The following is a 17059-nucleotide window of genomic DNA, read 5'->3' as shown; positions in this document are numbered from 1 at the left end:
GCCGCAGCATGGCAGCGGCTTACAGGAAGTACTTGAGGTTGAAACCGATGTTGTCGCGGTCGCGGATAACGTTGTTCTGGCCGCCACCAAAGAACTCGGTGTATTGCAGCTCGGCTTCCAGCTTGTTCTGGTAGTTGGCCTTGAGCCCCAGGGTGTAAGCCTTGCGGCCCTCGATGTAGTTGCCGGCCTGGTAGGAGTTGCCTTTGAAGTCGTCTTTGTAGACCACGTAGGGCGACAGGTTGACCCCGGCGTACACGTCGTTCCAGGTACCGTTGAACATCACCGTGTAGCTGTAGGAATCACGGCTGACCTGGTCATCACGATCACCACCCGACACATAGGAAGTGTTGCCGCTGCCCGCGTAGTAACGGGTGCTGCCATCGTAGGCCTGGTACTTCAGGCCACTGCCGCGCAGGTGCTCGGAGGCCAGTTCGAAGACGCCGAACAGCGAGTCGAAGCCCAGGCCCGGGCCGAAGTTATAGATGCTGCCCAAGGAGGTATTGAAAGCCTCTACGCGCTCGGAGTTGTCGATCTGGCTGTCGAGGTTGACCATCTGCCCGCCGACATTGATGAACTGCCCGCCCGCTGCCGCGCCGGCACCATTGGCCAGGTCGCCGATCAGGTCGTTGGTGGCGGCAACGCCGATGGGCAGGTTCGGCCGGTAGGCCAGCTCGCCAAACACCGAGGCCTTGCCCAGGGTGGTGTTGAAGCTGAAGCCGTACATGCGGATATCTTCAGCGTAGCGCCGGTGCGCCTGGATGTTGCCCATCACGTCAACCGTCGCCAGGCCATTGGCCAGGGCCGCCGCCTGGCTGCCGGCCACCGACGACAGCATGCTGGTCAGGGCCGCCATGTCGATACCTTTGTAGCCCGCCAGGTTAGCGGCGATGGTCGGCTCCTTGGCGTGGTAGTTGACCAGGTACAGGCCGAACTCGGTGCTATTGAGCTCCTCGGCGATGTAACGGAAGGCGAAGCCGAACTGGCCATCGTTGCGCGCGTTGTAGTCCTTGCCGATCGACGCCACCTTGAGGGTGTTACCGTAGGCCGGGGTCATGCCGTTGGCGTAGAGCCCGGTGCTGCGCAGCATGCCCCCGAGCATCGGGTTGTTGCCCAGGGCGTCGTATAGCCCGATGACGTTGCCGCCGATGGGCGTCGGGGTGTCGAGGGCACTGCCGGTGAAGTTGTTGTAGCCGGTGCGGCCGCCATCGGCGAACAGGTCGCTCTGGGAGTAGAAGGTGCCGACTGGATCGATGCGTGTCTCCTTCCAGTTCCACTGGTAGAAACTCTCCATCGACAGGTTGTCGCTCAGCCCGATATTGAAGCTGATGGCTTCCACCGGCATCAGCACTTCCTTGACCTCGGCACCCGGCAGGCGGTATTTGGCCGCGTCCACCGGGTTGGTGGTGTTGACCCCGCCGCGATAGAAGATGCCCTCGCCCCAGTTGAATACCTGGCGCCCCAGCCGGGCAGTCAGCGGCATCTGGCCAACGTCCCAGTTGCCGTAGACGTAGGAGTCGAGAATCTCCACGCGGCTACCGGCAATATCCCGGGTCTGGTCAGTGAAGTGGTTATCCTGGGGATGGCTCTGGCTGGGTTGCGATGGGCTGTTGTTGCGGTAGTAGTCGTTGCGCTTATCCATGATCTGGGTGTCATAGAACGCCGTGCCACGCACGAACAACCCGTAGTTCTGGTAGTTGGCTTCCAGCTCCGACGTGATCTTGTACACCTCGGAAACCAACCCGGTGTCGAAGTTGCGATTGCCGTCGTTGGTGTTGACGTCGTCGTTGCCCTTGTCCCGCCCCTGGACCCGCCACAGGCGCCCATAAGACAGGGTGCTGTCGAGCGAGCCGGTGACCTGCTTGTCCAGCAGGCTGAACTCCATGGCCTGCACGCCCCCGCTGCTGCACAGTTGCAGCAGGCCTACCAGGCCGACACCCGCCCCAGTGGATTTGATGGACCATTTACCCTCGGATCCCGAGCCTTGCGCGCGCACTGTCGTGCTCATTGCGGTCTCTCCCCTGCAATCTTTCTTGTTGTTATTGCACTGCGATGTGTTGTGGTTTCACTGCGCCGGGCGATCGAGGCCGGCCCGGACGTAGTTGCGACTGTGGGCGCCAAAGTGGCGCAGCAACTGCACCAACTGCTCGTTGAGCCGGGCATGGTCGTAGCGCTCGACGGGCAACTGGTTGCCGGCACTGAAGCTCTGGGTTGCCCCGGGCGTGGCCAGCCACTGGCCGATGGCCTCGTCGAACGCCACCGCCTGGGCATCCGCCTCGGCGCTGACCACCTGGCGCAGGTAGTCCGTCGAATAGCCGGGGTAATCGCCGTCTTGGCGGGTGTCGGCATAGGCCGCCAGCATCGGGTTGTTCGCCCCCGTCAGCAGCAGGTGACGTAGCCAGGCAAACTGGTAGCGCTCCACCTCGTTGTGGCGCGTGGCGACACGTTCGATCGCCGCTTGCTTGTCGCTGTCATAGCCGGCCAGGGCCTTGCCTTCCATCAGCAGCATGCTGGTCAAATCGTCGCCCGGCAGCGTGGTGGCGTGATAGGGCTGGGTCAGGTCCTGCAGGTAGTGCATGCCCCAGCCGAGGAAGCGATAGCCCCAGTAGGGATGGCCATTGGCGAAGGCAAAACGTGCCAGGCCGAAGTACTGGTAGGCGCGCCAGTCCGGCCAGTTGCGCAGCAGGAACGGCGCAGCGGCATACACCAGCGCGCTCTCGTGGAAGAACCCCATATGGAACGGCGCCTGGGAGCTGTACTGGAAACGCGCATCGCCAAACGACTGCACGCCAAAGCCATACAACGCGCCGACGGCCCCCGGGTTATCGCTGAACAGGTTGATATCGTGACCGTAGTCCGGCTCGTCGGCAGCGGTCGCCAGCACCGCCAGCGGCGCGACCTTCTGCCCCGGTTGCAGTTGGATAAAGCGCTGGCGATTCCACGGTGAGAGGGTTTGTTCGACAATCACGTCGGCCGCCTTGAGTTGCGCGCGCCCCGCCAGGTCTTCGCCGGGCATGGGCTGGATCACCTGGGCCAGGTGGATCTGTGGATTGACCCGCAGGGCCATGAGGAAGTCGCGGCGCAAATCGGCGCTGGGCTGGGGCGCCAGGCGCAGGTTAGCGGGGCGCGGCGGATAGTCGGGAAAGTGGCTGCGGGCGAAGTTTTCCTGCTCGTCCAGCAGGGCCACCAGGCCAGCGTATTGCTGGGAAAGAAACTGCTCAAGCGTCTCGACCTGCACCTCGGGCGCCTCGCGCAACGCGGGCAAATCTTGCAGGGCCAGGTAGCTGCCCACGCTGTGATTGGACCAGGCACCAACCCCCGGCGACAAACTCCATAGCCCCAGGCACAGCAGCAACGACGGCAACTTCATGGCTTTACGCTCTTGTTGTAGATGCGTTCAGCCTAACAATCCGGGTATGCCCCGACACTGTCCGATCTTGCCAAAACGACTCACCAATAGCGCCACGTAGCGGGGTCTAATGCCCCTGTAGGAGCGAGCTTGCTCGCGAAGGACGTCAACGATAACGCGTGCTTGCAGGATAAACGCGGAGCTCTCAAGTTCTTCGCGAGCAAGCTCGCCCCTACAGGGGGGCCTACGCCGGGTAGCCGGTAATCTCGCGGATGCTCTGGTACAGCGGCTTGAGCTGGCGATACATGCGCAGGTAAACCTCACGGTACAAACGGTCGTACATCTGTTGTGCCTCGGGTTGAGGCATGAAGACTTCGGCGGTGCGGGTCATGGCGGCGATGGCGGTATCAAAATCCGCGTACAACCCAAGCCCCACGGCACAGGCGATCCCAGCGCCCAGCCCGGACGCCTCATACACATGGGGACGCTCGGCGGGCAGGCCAAAGATATCGGCGGTCAGTTGCATCGCCGCGTCGCTCTGGGAGCCGCCACCGGCCACGCGCAAGCGCGTGATCGATAGTTTCGAACGGCGCTCGATACGCTCCTTGCCCTGGCGCAGCGCATAGGCCAGGCCCTCAAGAATCGCCCGGTAGATATGGGCCCGGGTGTGCACATCGCCAAAGCCGATCATCGCCCCCTTGGCCTCCACCCCCGGCTCGCGGATGCCGGGCGACCAGTAGGGTTGCAGGGTCAGCCCCATGGAGCCAGGTGGCACAGCGTTGACCAGCGCATCAAACAACTGTTCCGGCTCCAGGCCCTGCTCGCGGGCCTGTTGCATTTCCCGCAGGCCAAACTCGTTTTTGAACCAACTGACCATCCAGTAGCCGCGATAGATCATGACTTCGCAGTTGTAGTGATCGGGAATCGCCGCCGGGTAAGGCGGGATCAGCGGGACAATCTCCAGGTAGCGCGAGCGAGTGGTGGTGATGGTCGCCGTGGTGCCATAGGACAGGCACGCGGTCGTCGCTTCCACCACGCCGGAACCAAGCACCTCGCAAGCCTTGTCGGAGCCGGCGGCAATCAGTGGCAACCCTTCCGGGATGCCGGTATGGCGGCTGGCCTCGGCGGTGATGCGGCCCAGCTCTTCCCCCGGTTTGTACAGGCTCGGCAGTTGTTCCGCACGCACCGCCAGGGCCTGCCATTTCCAGTCCCGGGGGGCGGCCCAGCGCAGATGCTTGAAGTCGAAGGGCAAGTAGCCCACGCAACAGCCCACCGAGTCGACAAAACGCCCGGTCAGGCGATGGCTGAGAAACCCCGAGAGCAGCAGGAACTTGTCAGTGGCAGCCCAGATATCCGGCTGATGCTGGGCGATCCAATTGGCCTCGGCCTGGGCGCGGAAGTAGTCCACCGTGGCCTCGGCCCCCACCAGTTTGAACAGCCAACCCCAGGGCCCCTTGATCCCGCCCTCCGGCTCGCACTGGCGCTGGTCGAGCCAAAGGATGGCCGGCCGCAGCGCCTGGCCTTGGGCATCGACATTGATCAAGGTGCCGCGCTGAGTGGTCAGGGATACGCCACGGATCAGACTGCGATCGATGCCGGTCTGCGCCCACAACTGCTGGCAGGCCTCCCCCAGTTTGCGCCAGTAATAGTCCGGGTCCTGCTCGGCCCAGCCGGGCTGGCTGGAATAGTAGGCCTGCAACTCGACCTTGCCTTTGCCCAACAGGTTGCCCTGCAGGTCGAACAACAGCGCACGAACACTCTGGGTGCCGTTGTCGATCGCCAGCACATAGTCTTTGCCGGGGGTGTTGTTATCCACGAAGCTCTCTTTTTTCATGAGGCACTCTTCAGATCGAGGCGCAAGGGACGCTGTGATGGCGTTGCCAGAGTTGCAGGTAGCGCTGCTGTTCCTGTTCCCAGCGCGTGTCGTCCCAACCCAGGCGAGGCTGGCATAGCCGACGGATGTCCGCCAGGTAGTGGGCAGCGCCTTCGGCCAGTAGCAGGCCGAGGCGTGTGCGCCGCAGCAGCAGGTCGTCCAGGTGCAAAACCATCTCGGTCTCGGCGGCAAACGCCAGCTCCGCCCAGAGGGTATCGCTGGCGCCCACACAATCACTGCCCAGGCTGTTGATCAGACTGGCCAGGCGCGGCAAATCGCGGCCATGACGCCCGGCCAGGCGCCGCACGCCGGTGTCGCTCAGCCCGGGGATCGCCTGCAACGGTACGGCCTGGAACACCGGCGCGCCGTCATCTTCCAGGGGTTTGCCGAGCATCCCGGCACAGGCCCGCAACACCTCAATGGCCTGGGGCCTGAAGGTGGTCAGCTTGCCTCCCGCCAAGGTCACGCAGCCGGGTTCCTGCCACAGCACGTGCTCGCGGGTTTCATTCGATGGCTTGGCCTGGGAGTCGGCGGCGCCCACCACCGGACGCACCCCGGACCAGGTGCACAGCACGTCCGCCGCCGTCACTTGGGCCTGGGGAAATGGCTGGGCGCAGGCTTCCAGCAGGTAGTCGAGTTCATCAAAGGTGATGCTCGCACCAAGGTCCAGATCCTCGCGGTGATCCAGGTCGGTGGTGCCCACCACCGTGGCCCCTTCCCACGGAAAGACAAACACCGGGCGGCCGTCGCGCCGGTGCATGAAACTGAAGGCATGGGCCACCGGCAAGCGCCAGCCCGGCAACAACAGATGGCTGCCACGCAAGGGCCGCAACTGGCGCTGCCCGCCGCCCGGTTGCAGGCGCTCAGCCCAGGCACCAGTGGCCACCGCCAGCACCGCGCAGCGCACTTGCATAACCGCGCCGCCCTCAGTGTCCTCGACCTCGACCCCACACACTCGCTCGCCGTCGCGCAACACCTGGCGCACCCGCAGGCCATTGAGCGCCCAAGCGCCATCGGCACGGGCCTCGGCCAGCACGCGCATGACCAGCCGCGCATCGTCGGTCAGCGCATCGCGAAACTGCGAAGCCCCCAGCAGCCCCGGCTCCTTCAAGCCCGGTGCCAGATAGCGCAGTTGCTCAGGCTTGTGGAACTGCCGGCTGCGACAACCGGCCAGGGCGTCATACAGGCGCAGCAAACCGCCGAATACCCGCGGCCCGGGGAACCCGCCGCGATAGTGCGGCATCAGGAAACTCATGGGGTCCACCAACCCCGGCGCTTCGCCCATCAAGCGTTGGCGCTCGCGCACCGAATCACGGGCCAGGCGCCACTGGCCCTTGGCGATGTAGCGCAGGCCACCATGGACCATTTTCGACGAGCGGCTGGAGGTGCCCCAGGCAAAATCCCGCTGCTCCAGCAGCAGGCAGCGCCAGCCGCGCCGGGCCGCCTCGCGCAGGATCCCGGCGCCGCTGATGCCGCCGCCGATCACGATCAGGTCCCAGGTTTCACTCGCCAGTTGCGGCAGCACGGCCTCGCGCCATTGGGTATTCCAGTCATTGCTCATGGGCCTAGTCTTCCAGCAGCGTGCCGGGGTTGAGGCGCCCGGCCGGATCAAAATGCCGGCTCAGGCTGTGCAGCGCTGCCATCGCCAATTCGCCCTTTTCCCTCGGCAGGTAGGGCGCGTGGTCCTTGCCCACGCCATGCTGGTGGCTGATGGTGCCGTGGTTTTCGACGATGGTGCGGCTGGCCGCCTGCTTCAGGACCTTCCAGCGTTCGAGGGTGGCCGGGTAGTCCGCCGCCGGGCGGAACACGTAGCTGGTGTAGATGCTCGACCCTTCGCCATAGACATGGGACAGGTGGGTGAACACATGGACCCGCTCGCCCTCGGCCGCCAGGCAATCGCGCAGGCTGGCCTCGATCGCGTGCAGCAAGGCGTCGACATGGCACCAGTCGGTCGCGGTCTCCAGGGTGTCGACCACGTAGCCGGCCTGCCAGAGGTTCTCCCGCAGGTAGGGGAAGCGAAAGCGGTTCTGTTGCCATTTCTTGCCCAGCAAGGTGCCGGTGAACACGCCGCCAAAGGCCTTCAGATGCTGGCGGGCCTGGCGCAACGACAGGGCATTCTGCCGACGATTGCCGGTGACACCGAAGGTCAGCAGGCACTTGCCCTCGCCAGCGCCACGCAGCGCCAGGTAGCGCTCCAGCCAGGCGATTTGGTTGGGGTGGCCGGCCAGCGCCAGCTGAGTCTGGGTTTCCATGGCATTGGACAGGCGCAGCATCGACAGCGGCACCCGTGCCTGCACCAGTTGCCGAATGGCCTGCAGGGCCCGGGGCCAGTCCGGCAGGAACACGCCATAGAAGCGTTCATCCTCGGGCAAGGCGCTGACCCGCACCTTGACCTCGGAAATGATGCCGAAACGTCCTTCACTGCCCAGCACCACTTCCCGCAGGTCGGGGCCGGCGGCCGACGCAGGGAAGCTCGGGATCGCCAGGGGCCCGGCGAACGTTTCCAGGGTGCCGCCGGCGAACAGTTGCTCGATCCGCCCATAGCGCAGCGATTGCTGGCCGCTGGAGCGACTGGCGACCCAGCCGCCCAGGGTCGACAGTTCCCAGGACTGCGGGAAGTGCCCCAGGGTGTAGCCTTTGGCCCGCAGCTGGCTCTCCACCTGGGGGCCACTGGCACCAGGGCCGAAGGTGGCGAGCAGGCTTTGCTCGTCCAGGTCGAGCAGGCGATTCATATGGGCCAGGGACACCGTCAGCACCGGGCGCAAGGACGCCGGCGGGTTGATATGCCCGGCCACCGAGGTGCCACCGCCATAGGGGATCAGGCACAGGTCGGCACTGTCGGCCAGGGCCAGCAACTGGCGGATCTGCTCGACGCTTTCCGGCAGGGCCACCCCATCCGGATACTGGCCCAACGTCCCCTCACGCAGGGCCAGCCAGTCCGGCAAGCTCTGGCCCCGGGCATGCATCAGGCGGTCACGGGGCTCGATGCTGTAAAGCGGATGGGGCGCCAGGCGCGAGGCGGGAACCCTGGCCAGGGCGCTGTCCAGGCTGGCGTCAGGCAGGGTGTGACCCTCGCCCAGTCGCTCGCGCAAAAACGCCGCCCCATGGGCCGGCATCTCCATCTGCGTGGTTTCTTCGCCCCAGCCGTTCCAGCGTCGCATGCGTGTTTCTCCCAGCAGATCGTGTGATTTTCAGTCCACCCATACTAATCAGCCGGCGCAAGCTGTCACGGTCGCATCAGGACAAATGGAGTAGCCAATTGGGTCAATCGGTCCATTACCCGATGTCGCCACGGGAGCATTTACTTTAGCCACGGTTTCAAATTACCTTGCCAGCCATCGAAGCGCGCAAGGTAATGCCGCCGGCAACACCCCCGCCAGGAACCCGATCATGCAGACACTCGGCTCGACCTCAGTCCCTCCTCTGCTGAAATATCTGCGCCATGCCGAACAACTCGGCGTAGCGACCGCCCCCGCCCTGGCGGCGGCCGGGATCACTGCCGGCCAACTGGACGACAACAGCCTGCGCCTGCCCGTGCACGTCCACGAACGCCTGCTGGAGTATTTCTGCGAACACTCCGGGGACCTGCTGTTCGGGCTCAATTCGGCACGTTTCGTGTTGCCCAACTCGTGGAGCGTGCTGGGTTACATCACCATGAACTGCGCCACCCTGGGCGAGGCGATGAACCGCATCATGCCGTTCGAAAAGCTGGTGGGCGACATGGGCACCAGCCGCGCGGAGATGGTCGGTGAGCAGGTGCGGCTGATTTGGAACTGCCGTCACCAGCAGCCACGGATCCGTCGGCATATGGTCGAGAACGTGCTGGCGTCCTGGCTGGTGTATGCACGCTGGATCGCCGACGCCGAACTGTCGCCCAGCCAGGTGCTGCTCGAACACCCTTTGCCGGACGGCGCGCAACTGAGCCAATACGAGGACTTCTTCGGTTGCCCGGTGCTCTTCGAGCAACCCTGCTCGGCCCTGGTAGCGCCGTTGAGCTACCTGCAAACACCCCTGCGCCAGGCCGATGCGCAACTGCTGCGGACCCTGGAAGAACACGCCCTGGCCCTGATGGCCACGCTGGACGACTCGACCCTGGCGCTAAGGGTGAAGAACGCCCTGCGCCAGTTGCTCAAGGAAGGCCTGCCGCGCAAGGAACAGGTGGCCGAGCAGTTCGCCATGTCGGTGCGTACCTTGCAACGCCAGTTGCAGCAGGCCGGCACGTCCTACCAGCAGATCCTCGACGACTTGCGCCAGGAACTGGCCGAGCACTACCTGCTGCACAGCGACCTGCCGATCCAGGACATCGCCCAATATTTGGGCTTTACCGAACCGCGCTCGTTCCACCGCACCTTCAAGAGCCGCACCGGCATGCCGCCGGGCGAGTATCGGCAGACTCACCGCGCCAGCTGAAACAGCGCAGATTACAGGCGGTCGAGCCCCAACCCCTCAATCAAATCCTCCCCCGCCTCGTCCGCCCGCCACCGCCGGCTGGATATGCGCATGGTGTAGCGCCGCCGATACTCTGAAGGCGTCAGCCCCGTAGTGCGCAAAAACAGGCGGCGAAACGCACTGGCGTCTTGATAACCGCAGTACTCCATGACTTCCGTCAGATCGATCAAGGTCACTTCCAGCAATTGCTTGGCCCGTTCAACCCGCAGGCGGTGCAGGTAGTCCAGGGGCGTCATGCCTTCCACCTCTTTGAAGTGCCGCAGCAAGGTCCGCGGGCTGGCGGTCGCGGCCTCGGCTACCGCGTCCAGGCTGTAGGGTGTCTGAATATGCTGCTGCAGCCATTGCTTGGCGCGGAACACGACGCTGTCGCGGGTTTTTACCGAGATGCCGGGGAAGTTCAGGCTGGAATGCTCAAAACGCATCGGGTGGTAAAGCAGGCCGTTGGTGGCGATCTGGGCCATTTCTTCGCCGGCGAAGTGACGGATCAATTCCACCATCAGGTCGCAGACCGCCGCAGGGGCTCCGGCGGTGAATACAGGCCCGTCGACTACCACCGGGCCTTCCATCGCCAATTGCACGTTAGGAAAGGCGGACGCAAACCAATTGGCAATCATCCAGGTGACGGTTGCGCGCCGGCCATCCAGTACCCCTGCACGGGCAAGCAGCACGGCGCCGTTAAAACTGGCAGCCACCACACGCCCTTGGGCGTGATACCGCGCAATGCAGTTCAACTCGTCGGTGCATTGAGCAAGAACCTGGTTCAGGTCCGGCACGCTTTTCATCTGCACGCCAGGCACAAACAGGACCGTCTGCGAGGGCCGCAGGGTTTTGCGGCCGGGGCTGGGCGGGCGCATTTCCGACAGCCAGTCCGGAAGTGGCAGTTCATTGCCCGCCGCATCGATCAAGCGCCAGTGGAAAAACGCCCCGCGCTTATCCGGGTTGCGCAGCTGCCAGAGGTTGTTGAAGGTGCGCAGCGTGTCGATAACGCTAAACAGCGTGCCAGCGAGATTGTGCGGGCCATGCAATAAATCGACGCGGACATTCATGGGCTTACCTGGCGATATTGGATTTATGGTTGGCGATATTAGCCCTACGCCTCATAAAAACCAGCCCTGGCACTGCGCTGACTTGTGGCGATGAGGCTTGCCCCCTCGACAAAGCTCAGCAGATCCCTGGTTTTTTATTGGCGATATTGGCTCTATTGCTGTCGGTATTCGCCGTATTACCGCAATCGCTTCGACGCTAGACTGAAAAACACCTGGCCTCAGCAAGAAAAAAAACAAGGGTATCAGTCAGTGAAAACAACAATAAGAAACGCCTGGGGAAGTACCGGCAAGCCAGTGGCTGCAGGGTTGGCCACGACCTTGCTCAGTGCGGGTATCAGCGCTCCAGTCAGCGCAGGGGAGTTGGTGTTCAGTGACCTCAAGTCAGGGCTGGGTAACGGCATGCAATGGCAACATGAAGACACGCGCCTGCAGGTCAAAGGCGCCCTGGCCCTGGGCACGGTACGACGCATGGACGACCCAAGCCACCGCCTGACCAGCGCCGAATACGGTATGAACCTGTTCAACGACGGCAACCTCAACTACAAGCGCGGCGATGCGGTTTCTACGTCCGCCGAAGCCTACCTGCAAGCCGATCTGAGCCACCGCAACCTCGGGGTTTTCGTCAGCGCAAAGGGGTGGTACGACTACACCCAGAAACACCAGGACGTCGACCACGGCAGCGTCCCCAACGGCTATCGCTCGGGAGAACCACTCAGTGACTCGGGGTTCGATTCCCTGGCGCGCTTCTCCAATGCGCTGTTCAACGATGCCTACGTCTACGGCAACTTCCAGCCTGGCGGGCATGACCTGCTGGTGCGCCTGGGCGATCAGGCGATCCCGTGGGTCACGCCGACTACCATCAGCGGTGGCCTGCAGGCGGTGAACGCGTTTGACTGGGCGGCGGCACGCCGGGCCACCTCGATTGCCGAGGCCCGCACCGTGCCAATGCCGACCCTGTACGCCAAGCTGGCCCTGACCGAGAACCTGTCGGTGGATGCGTTCAACCAGTTTGAATTGCGCCCCAGTGCCTATTCTGGCTGCGGCACATTTCTGTCGACCAGCGACTACGCCCAACCGGGCTGCAACCAATTCATCCTTAACGGCAGCGTAATGAGCGCGATCGCCGGACGGCCGATCTACACCAGCGATGGCCAGGCCCTCAACAACTCCCTGGACTACGTGGCCCGCGGCCCGGACCATCGCCCAGGCAACAATCAGTTCGGCGCCAGCCTGCAGTATTTGTGGAAGGACGTCGGGTTGTTCGGTTTGTATTTCGCTGACTACAGTAGCCGCGAAGCGCTGACCCAAGTGGTGCGCACCGGCCCTGGCGTACTGACGCCACCGGCCGCGAACGTGGGGCAGGCAACGCCAACCGGCGTGGCGGCTTATTATCAGCGCGCCTATCCAACCCGCATTCGCCTGTATGCCCTCAACTTCAAGACGCGGCTACCGGGCGGCACCGGGATTTATGCCGAATACAGTTACCGCCCCAATCAACCGATTGCATGGAACGGCGCCGACTTTATTGCCGGGCTGCTCGCCGGCAGCGGGCCCCTGGGCTACCTGTCCAAAACCCCGACGGGCTACCTGGCAAGCGGCTACGACCGCTTCCACGTCAGCCAATTGAATCTGGGCGCCAGCCACCCTTTTGGCCAGGTGTTGGGCGGCGCAATGAAGCTGTCCGCAGAAGCCGGATTGAAATACGTACACGACCTGCCCGACACCGAGCAGATCCGTTATGGCCGCCCCGGTTTCGGCAGCGCGCCCTACGGTAAAGCCGCGAAGTGCACAGGCCCGGCGGCCAGGTGCGCGGATGACGGGTTTATCACGCCGTTTGCCTGGGGCACCCGCGTCAAAGGCGAAATCAACTACAGGAATGTGTTGCCCGGGCTGGACGTGACGCCGTCGCTGACACTGGTCTACGACATCAAGGGGCATGCCTATGACGGGGTATTTTCCGAGGGCCGCTACGCACAAATACTCGGTGTGCGCGGCGATTACAAAAGCACGTACACCTTCGATCTCAGCTACCTGAACACCGGTGGCGGCGATTACAACCTGGTGGCAGATCGCAGCCTGTTAGAGGCCAGTGTCGGCATTCGCTTCTAGCACTCCCCTTAAAACAAGGCCATTTCCATGCGTTCATTGACCGATAGCCGACGCCCGCTCGTAGTTGCCCTGCTGATGACAGTGGTGATTATCAGCGTGCTGGACAAGACCATTTTCGCCTTCGCCGGCCCGCAGATCATTGATGAGTTAAAGCTCACGCCAGCGCAGTTCGGCTTTATCAGCAGCGCGTTCTTTTTTCTCTATTCGATCTCGGGGGTGCTGGTGGGTTTTCTTGCCAACCGCATGCCGAGCCGCTGGATTCTCTCCGGCATGGCCCTGGTGTGGATGACCGCACAATTGCTCGCGGCCCTGTCCACCAGTTTCTTTACCCTGTTGGCCAGCCGCGTACTGCTCGGCGCCGGTTGCGGCCCGGGCACGGCGGTGACCCAACACGCCTGCTTCAAGTGGTACACCAGCCGCGAGCGGGTGCTACCGGCGGCGCTGATTCAGGTTGCGATCATGCTCGGTGCGATTGCCGGCGCCGTGGCGCTGCCCAAGTTGATCGAGCAGTACGGCTGGCGCACGGGCTATGTGCTGCTGGCCGGTGTCGGCCTGGTGTGGCTGCTGCTGTGGCAACGATATGGCCGCGAAGGCCAGCATGACGATACACGGGACACCCAGGGTGACCTGCTGCCTACGCTGCCCTACAAGCGGCTGTTGCTCAACCGCACGTTTGTCTGCATTACCTTGGTTGCGTTCTGCAGCTACCTGCCCAATGCCTTGCTCTACAGTTGGTTGCCCACCTACCTGCAAAGAGGCCTGGGCATGACGCCGATGCAATCGGGCTACCTGGTGCTGGCCACCACACTGGGGGTGATCTTTATCAACCTGCTGGTTTCCAGCCTGGCGCAACGCGCAATGAAACGCGGCGCCAGCATCCGCAAGGCGATGGTCGTGCCGCCCCTGCTGGCTTGCCTGGTCGCCGCCGTGACCTACATCCTGATGGGTTTTACCAACACCAGCCTGACCGTGACCCTGGGCTTTTTCCTCCTCGGCAGCATTCTCCTCAACCTGCTGTCGGCTTTCGGTTTCAGCATCGTTGCCCACATCGCCCCGGCTCGCCAACGCGGGAGCATGCTGGCGATCCATATCGCCCTGCTGACCACCGCCGGCATGCTCGCGCCCGTGCTGGTCGGGCAAGCCATCGGCTGGCAGAACGGCGACCTGGTGAGTGGCTTCGAACTGGCCATCGGCCTGTTTGGTATTGCCCTGCTGGTGTTCAGCCTGCTTGGGCTTGCGCTGATCGACCCGGAACGCAGTCGCCGCGCACTCACGGCCAGCATTCCCGGCGCAGGTTCTGCGGCCATCAGCCCGGCATAAGCCGCGCAGCGGCGGCCCCACCACCTTGATCGCTGCGCGCAGCGCCCAGCACGACTGCCAATAGGGAACACCCGATGGACTTATCCTGCTTTTCACAAAGCTACGCCGAAGCTCGGCAAAAATTCCTCCAGGCCTGCGCCAGCGCCGGCCTGGAGGTCCAATCCCATCCTCACCCGTTACCGGGCAGCGATGGCGAGGAACTGGCCCTGGATGTGGCGCTTGCAGGCTCGCCCACGGCCACCAACCTGCTGGTCCTGAGCAGCGGTGTGCATGGCGTGGAAGGTTTCTGCGGCTCGGCCGTGCAGGTCGATCACCTGCGCAACCGCGAGTGGATGCAACACGGCCAGCGCCAGGACCTGGCGGTGCTGTACCTGCATGCGATCAACCCCTACGGCTTCTCCTGGCTGCGCCGGGTCAACGAAGACAATGTCGACCTCAACCGTAACTTCATTGACTTCGCGCAACCGCTGCCCGACAACCCTGACTACCACGCCCTTGCCCCACTGCTGCTGCCGCGACGGCAACCACCGACCCTGCTCAGCACGTTGGGCCTGGCCGGATACGCCCTGCGCCATGGCAGCAAAGCCCTGCAGTCAGCTATTACCCGCGGCCAACACAGCCACGCGGATGGCCTGTTTTTCGCGGGCACCTCACCAACCTGGAGCAATCGGCAACTCCGCCAGATTATCCGTCGCCTGGGCAACCACTGCCGGCGCATCGGCTGGATCGATGTGCACACGGGGCTAGGTCCGTGTGGCGTGGGTGAGCGGATCTACAAAGGGCTCAACCACCCCGGCGATATTGCACGGGCGCGAAGCTGGTGGGGCGCGCAGGTCACGACCAGCGCAGACGGAACCTCCTCGTCGGCCATGCTCAACGGCACCCTGGACCTGGCCGTGATGGAGGAATGCCCCCACGCGCAATACAACGGCTTGACCCTGGAGTACGGCACACAGCCGGGGCCACGGGTGCTGGCGGCCCTACGTGCCGATCACTGGCTGCACACCCATCCGGATACGGCACACGCCCGGCGAGTGCAGATCAAGCGCCAGTTGCGCGATGCTTTCTACATCGATACCGAGCGCTGGAAACGCCAGGTACTGGAACAAGCCCGCGAAGTGACGGCGCTGACCCTGCGCGGTCTTGCCACACGCCTTGAATGACAAAAATGCCCACTATCGGTGGGGTACCCACTCAAACCACAGAGGATGTTCATGATGAGTGCCTATTTGGTGCAAGCGTTAAAAGAGGTCATGCAAAAGATCCAGGCCCGTCTCGACCTGCATCAGGATCAGGTCGTCGCCACACTCAGCCAGGTAGCCACTGGCGAACTGCAGATGACCGAAACGCTCAGCCCCCAGGAGCAGGAAAACGCCCGGGTGCTGTTCGGCTGGGTGGCCCAGGAGGGCCCGCAAAAGGTGTTTGCCGCGATTCAGCCAATCCTGGCCGACCCTGCCACGTTGAGCGCGGGCGTCACCTTCGATGACCTCATCAACGGCCCGCCGTTCGGGATCATCCCCCCTGCTCTCAAGCACATTGACCTGCGCGGCCTGACCCGGCTCGCGGTCCTGCTGGCCAGCTACGTTTTCTATGAGCAATTCCACTACCCGCAGGCAGAAACCGGGGTGTACGACATCTCGGGCAAGCCCTTCCAAAAACTCAAGTGGCTTTATCGCTACTGGTTCAATCAACTTGAGGTGGCCGAGAAAGGCTCAGGGCTGGAGGAGCTGTTTGAGTCGCAGGCGTTCAACTTCTTCAACCTCAATCAATCGCCGCTGGACCCTGGCTTCGGCTACCCGCCTTTGCGCTCGGTCTCGGTGTCATGTGCCGGAGACCTGCTGGCGGTCGATGTCCTGACCCCGGAGAACACACCGCACCTGTTCGATGACATCACGGACTTCTACAGCACCGCAGACATCGTCAGCGCCAACCTGGAATCGACCGTTGACCGGGACAGTGAACTGGGACGCTATCAGGACAAAGGGCAACCGGCCAAGATGAACACCTCCGAGGCGATGTTCCGCAAGTTCCGTGATGAAGCGAACATCAACTTCTTCAGTACCGCGACCAATCACGCCCTGGACTGGGGTGAACAAGGCGTACTCGCCACCCTCGATGTACTGAAAAAATCCGGCGCCTACTATGCCGGCACTGCCGCCAGCCAGGCCGAGCAGGATGACGTGGTGGTGGTGGAGAAAAACGGCATCAAGGTTGCCCTGCTCGCCTATACCTTTGACCTCAACGGCCGCGACCCATCGCCTGACAAGACGTACCTGGCCAACGTGGTGCGCTTCAACGATGTAAACCCGGCGCCCGACTACTCACTGATCGAAGAACAGGTCGCCCGCGCCAAAGCCAAGGGTGCGGACTGGATCATTGCCTACTGCCACTGGGGCTGGGAGTTCGAGATGTACCCCCACGTCAATATCGTGGAAGCCGCACGCAAGGTGATTGCCTGCGGTGTAGACACGATCCTCGGCAACCATGCCCATGTCAGCCAGCCCGCAGAACTTATCCCGCGCCCTGGCAAGCAGGATGCGCTGGTGATCTACGCGTTCGGCGACTTCGTCAGTTACCACCCCGAAAGCCGTAACTCAAAACTGGCCTACACCCTCAAATTCAGCATCGGGAAATTCCTGGGGGTTACTCGCCTGTTCAACGTCAAGGCACTGCCTATCTACATCGTTAACGAAAGATTGGATGACAAGCGTTTCAACTGCCGCATCGTCAAGTTCTTCGATGTGCTGGAGAACCCGGATGGCTACGGGCTGACCGAACTGGAGAAGAGCCAACTGCCCCATCTGCGGGACAAGGTGTGGAACGAAATCCTGTCGCCACTTTCCAGCCTCCCGGACTGATGGGAGCAACAGCGCCAAGCCTGCCTTGAACCGCAGGCTTTTTTTTCGCGGGCCTTGA

General features: G+C 63.1%; 11 protein-coding genes. 5 read left to right on the top strand and 6 right to left on the bottom strand.

The genetic code is table 11. The features are described 5' to 3' along the window. Positions 1–19: 19 nt before the first annotated feature. The 5 genes from HKK57_RS13205 to HKK57_RS13185 all read right to left on the bottom strand — a co-directional run bounded on the left by HKK57_RS13205 (position 20) and on the right by HKK57_RS13185 (position 8380). Entirely contained in the window at positions 20–2005 is a 1986-nt protein-coding gene (locus tag HKK57_RS13205) for a DUF1302 domain-containing protein (RefSeq protein ID WP_092230715.1), read from the bottom strand. A 57-nt stretch (positions 2006–2062) separates the two neighbouring features. Next, positions 2063–3367, bottom strand: a complete 1305-nt coding sequence (locus tag HKK57_RS13200; protein WP_169390265.1) for a phospholipase — start codon at positions 3365–3367, stop codon at positions 2063–2065. A 223-nt stretch (positions 3368–3590) separates the two neighbouring features. Continuing rightward, positions 3591–5180, bottom strand: a complete 1590-nt coding sequence (locus tag HKK57_RS13195; protein ID WP_050492741.1) for an FGGY-family carbohydrate kinase — start codon at positions 5178–5180, stop codon at positions 3591–3593. Between the two features lie 10 nt (positions 5181–5190). After that, the gene (locus HKK57_RS13190) at positions 5191–6780 is read right to left on the bottom strand and encodes a glycerol-3-phosphate dehydrogenase/oxidase (RefSeq protein ID WP_169390264.1); all 1590 of its coding nucleotides are present in this window, start codon (positions 6778–6780) and stop codon (positions 5191–5193) included. A gap of 4 nt (positions 6781–6784) precedes the next feature. Then, entirely contained in the window at positions 6785–8380 is a 1596-nt protein-coding gene (locus HKK57_RS13185; RefSeq protein WP_169390263.1) for an FAD-binding oxidoreductase, read from the bottom strand. A gap of 229 nt (positions 8381–8609) precedes the next feature. On the opposite strand from HKK57_RS13185, the gene gliR reads away from it, so the two are divergent. Beyond that, positions 8610–9629 carry an AraC family transcriptional regulator GliR gene (gliR, locus tag HKK57_RS13180; protein WP_029292302.1) on the top strand — a complete coding sequence of 340 codons (1020 nt, stop codon included), beginning with the start codon at positions 8610–8612 and terminating at the stop codon, positions 9627–9629. An 11-nt stretch (positions 9630–9640) separates the two neighbouring features. On the opposite strand, the gene HKK57_RS13175 is transcribed toward gliR, so the two are convergent. Continuing rightward, a complete protein-coding gene (locus HKK57_RS13175; RefSeq protein ID WP_070995853.1) occupies positions 9641–10714 on the bottom strand; it encodes a GlxA family transcriptional regulator in 1074 nt (357 codons plus the stop codon). A gap of 249 nt (positions 10715–10963) precedes the next feature. Here HKK57_RS13175 and HKK57_RS13170 point away from each other — a divergent pair, with 249 nt between their 5' ends. The 4 genes from HKK57_RS13170 (at position 10964) to HKK57_RS13155 (ending at position 17001) form a co-directional block, all read left to right on the top strand. Beyond that, on the top strand, positions 10964–12823 hold the full coding sequence (locus tag HKK57_RS13170; RefSeq protein ID WP_237150391.1) for a DUF1302 domain-containing protein: 1860 nt from the start codon (positions 10964–10966) through the stop codon (positions 12821–12823). A 27-nt stretch (positions 12824–12850) separates the two neighbouring features. Then, on the top strand, positions 12851–14143 hold the full coding sequence (locus tag HKK57_RS13165) for an MFS transporter (protein WP_029292305.1): 1293 nt from the start codon (positions 12851–12853) through the stop codon (positions 14141–14143). Between the two features lie 74 nt (positions 14144–14217). Then, a complete protein-coding gene (locus HKK57_RS13160) occupies positions 14218–15306 on the top strand; it encodes a M14 family metallopeptidase (protein ID WP_154906528.1) in 1089 nt (362 codons plus the stop codon). Positions 15307–15360: 54 nt separating this feature from the next. Further along, the gene (locus HKK57_RS13155; RefSeq protein WP_169390262.1) at positions 15361–17001 is read left to right on the top strand and encodes a CapA family protein; all 1641 of its coding nucleotides are present in this window, start codon (positions 15361–15363) and stop codon (positions 16999–17001) included. Positions 17002–17059 lie beyond the last annotated feature (58 nt).

Origin of the sequence: Pseudomonas sp. ADAK21, from assembly GCF_012935735.1 — a bacterium.
GTDB lineage: Bacteria > Pseudomonadota > Gammaproteobacteria > Pseudomonadales > Pseudomonadaceae > Aquipseudomonas > Aquipseudomonas proteolytica.
This window is presented reverse-complemented; position numbering and strand designations above follow the sequence as displayed.

What these genes read in the sequence shown, in the direction of transcription:
- HKK57_RS13205 (WP_092230715.1), bottom strand. Translation starts at nt 2,005, where the DNA reads ATGAGCACGACAGTGCGCGCGCAAGGCTCGGGATCCGAGGGTAAATGG.
- HKK57_RS13200 (WP_169390265.1), bottom strand. Translation starts at nt 3,367, where the DNA reads ATGAAGTTGCCGTCGTTGCTGCTGTGCCTGGGGCTATGGAGTTTGTCG.
- HKK57_RS13195 (WP_050492741.1), bottom strand. Translation starts at nt 5,180, where the DNA reads ATGAAAAAAGAGAGCTTCGTGGATAACAACACCCCCGGCAAAGACTAT.
- HKK57_RS13190 (WP_169390264.1), bottom strand. Translation starts at nt 6,780, where the DNA reads ATGAGCAATGACTGGAATACCCAATGGCGCGAGGCCGTGCTGCCGCAA.
- HKK57_RS13185 (WP_169390263.1), bottom strand. Translation starts at nt 8,380, where the DNA reads ATGCGACGCTGGAACGGCTGGGGCGAAGAAACCACGCAGATGGAGATG.
- gliR (WP_029292302.1), top strand. Translation starts at nt 8,610, where the DNA reads ATGCAGACACTCGGCTCGACCTCAGTCCCTCCTCTGCTGAAATATCTG.
- HKK57_RS13175 (WP_070995853.1), bottom strand. Translation starts at nt 10,714, where the DNA reads ATGAATGTCCGCGTCGATTTATTGCATGGCCCGCACAATCTCGCTGGC.
- HKK57_RS13165 (WP_029292305.1), top strand. Translation starts at nt 12,851, where the DNA reads ATGCGTTCATTGACCGATAGCCGACGCCCGCTCGTAGTTGCCCTGCTG.
- HKK57_RS13160 (WP_154906528.1), top strand. Translation starts at nt 14,218, where the DNA reads ATGGACTTATCCTGCTTTTCACAAAGCTACGCCGAAGCTCGGCAAAAA.
- HKK57_RS13155 (WP_169390262.1), top strand. Translation starts at nt 15,361, where the DNA reads ATGAGTGCCTATTTGGTGCAAGCGTTAAAAGAGGTCATGCAAAAGATC.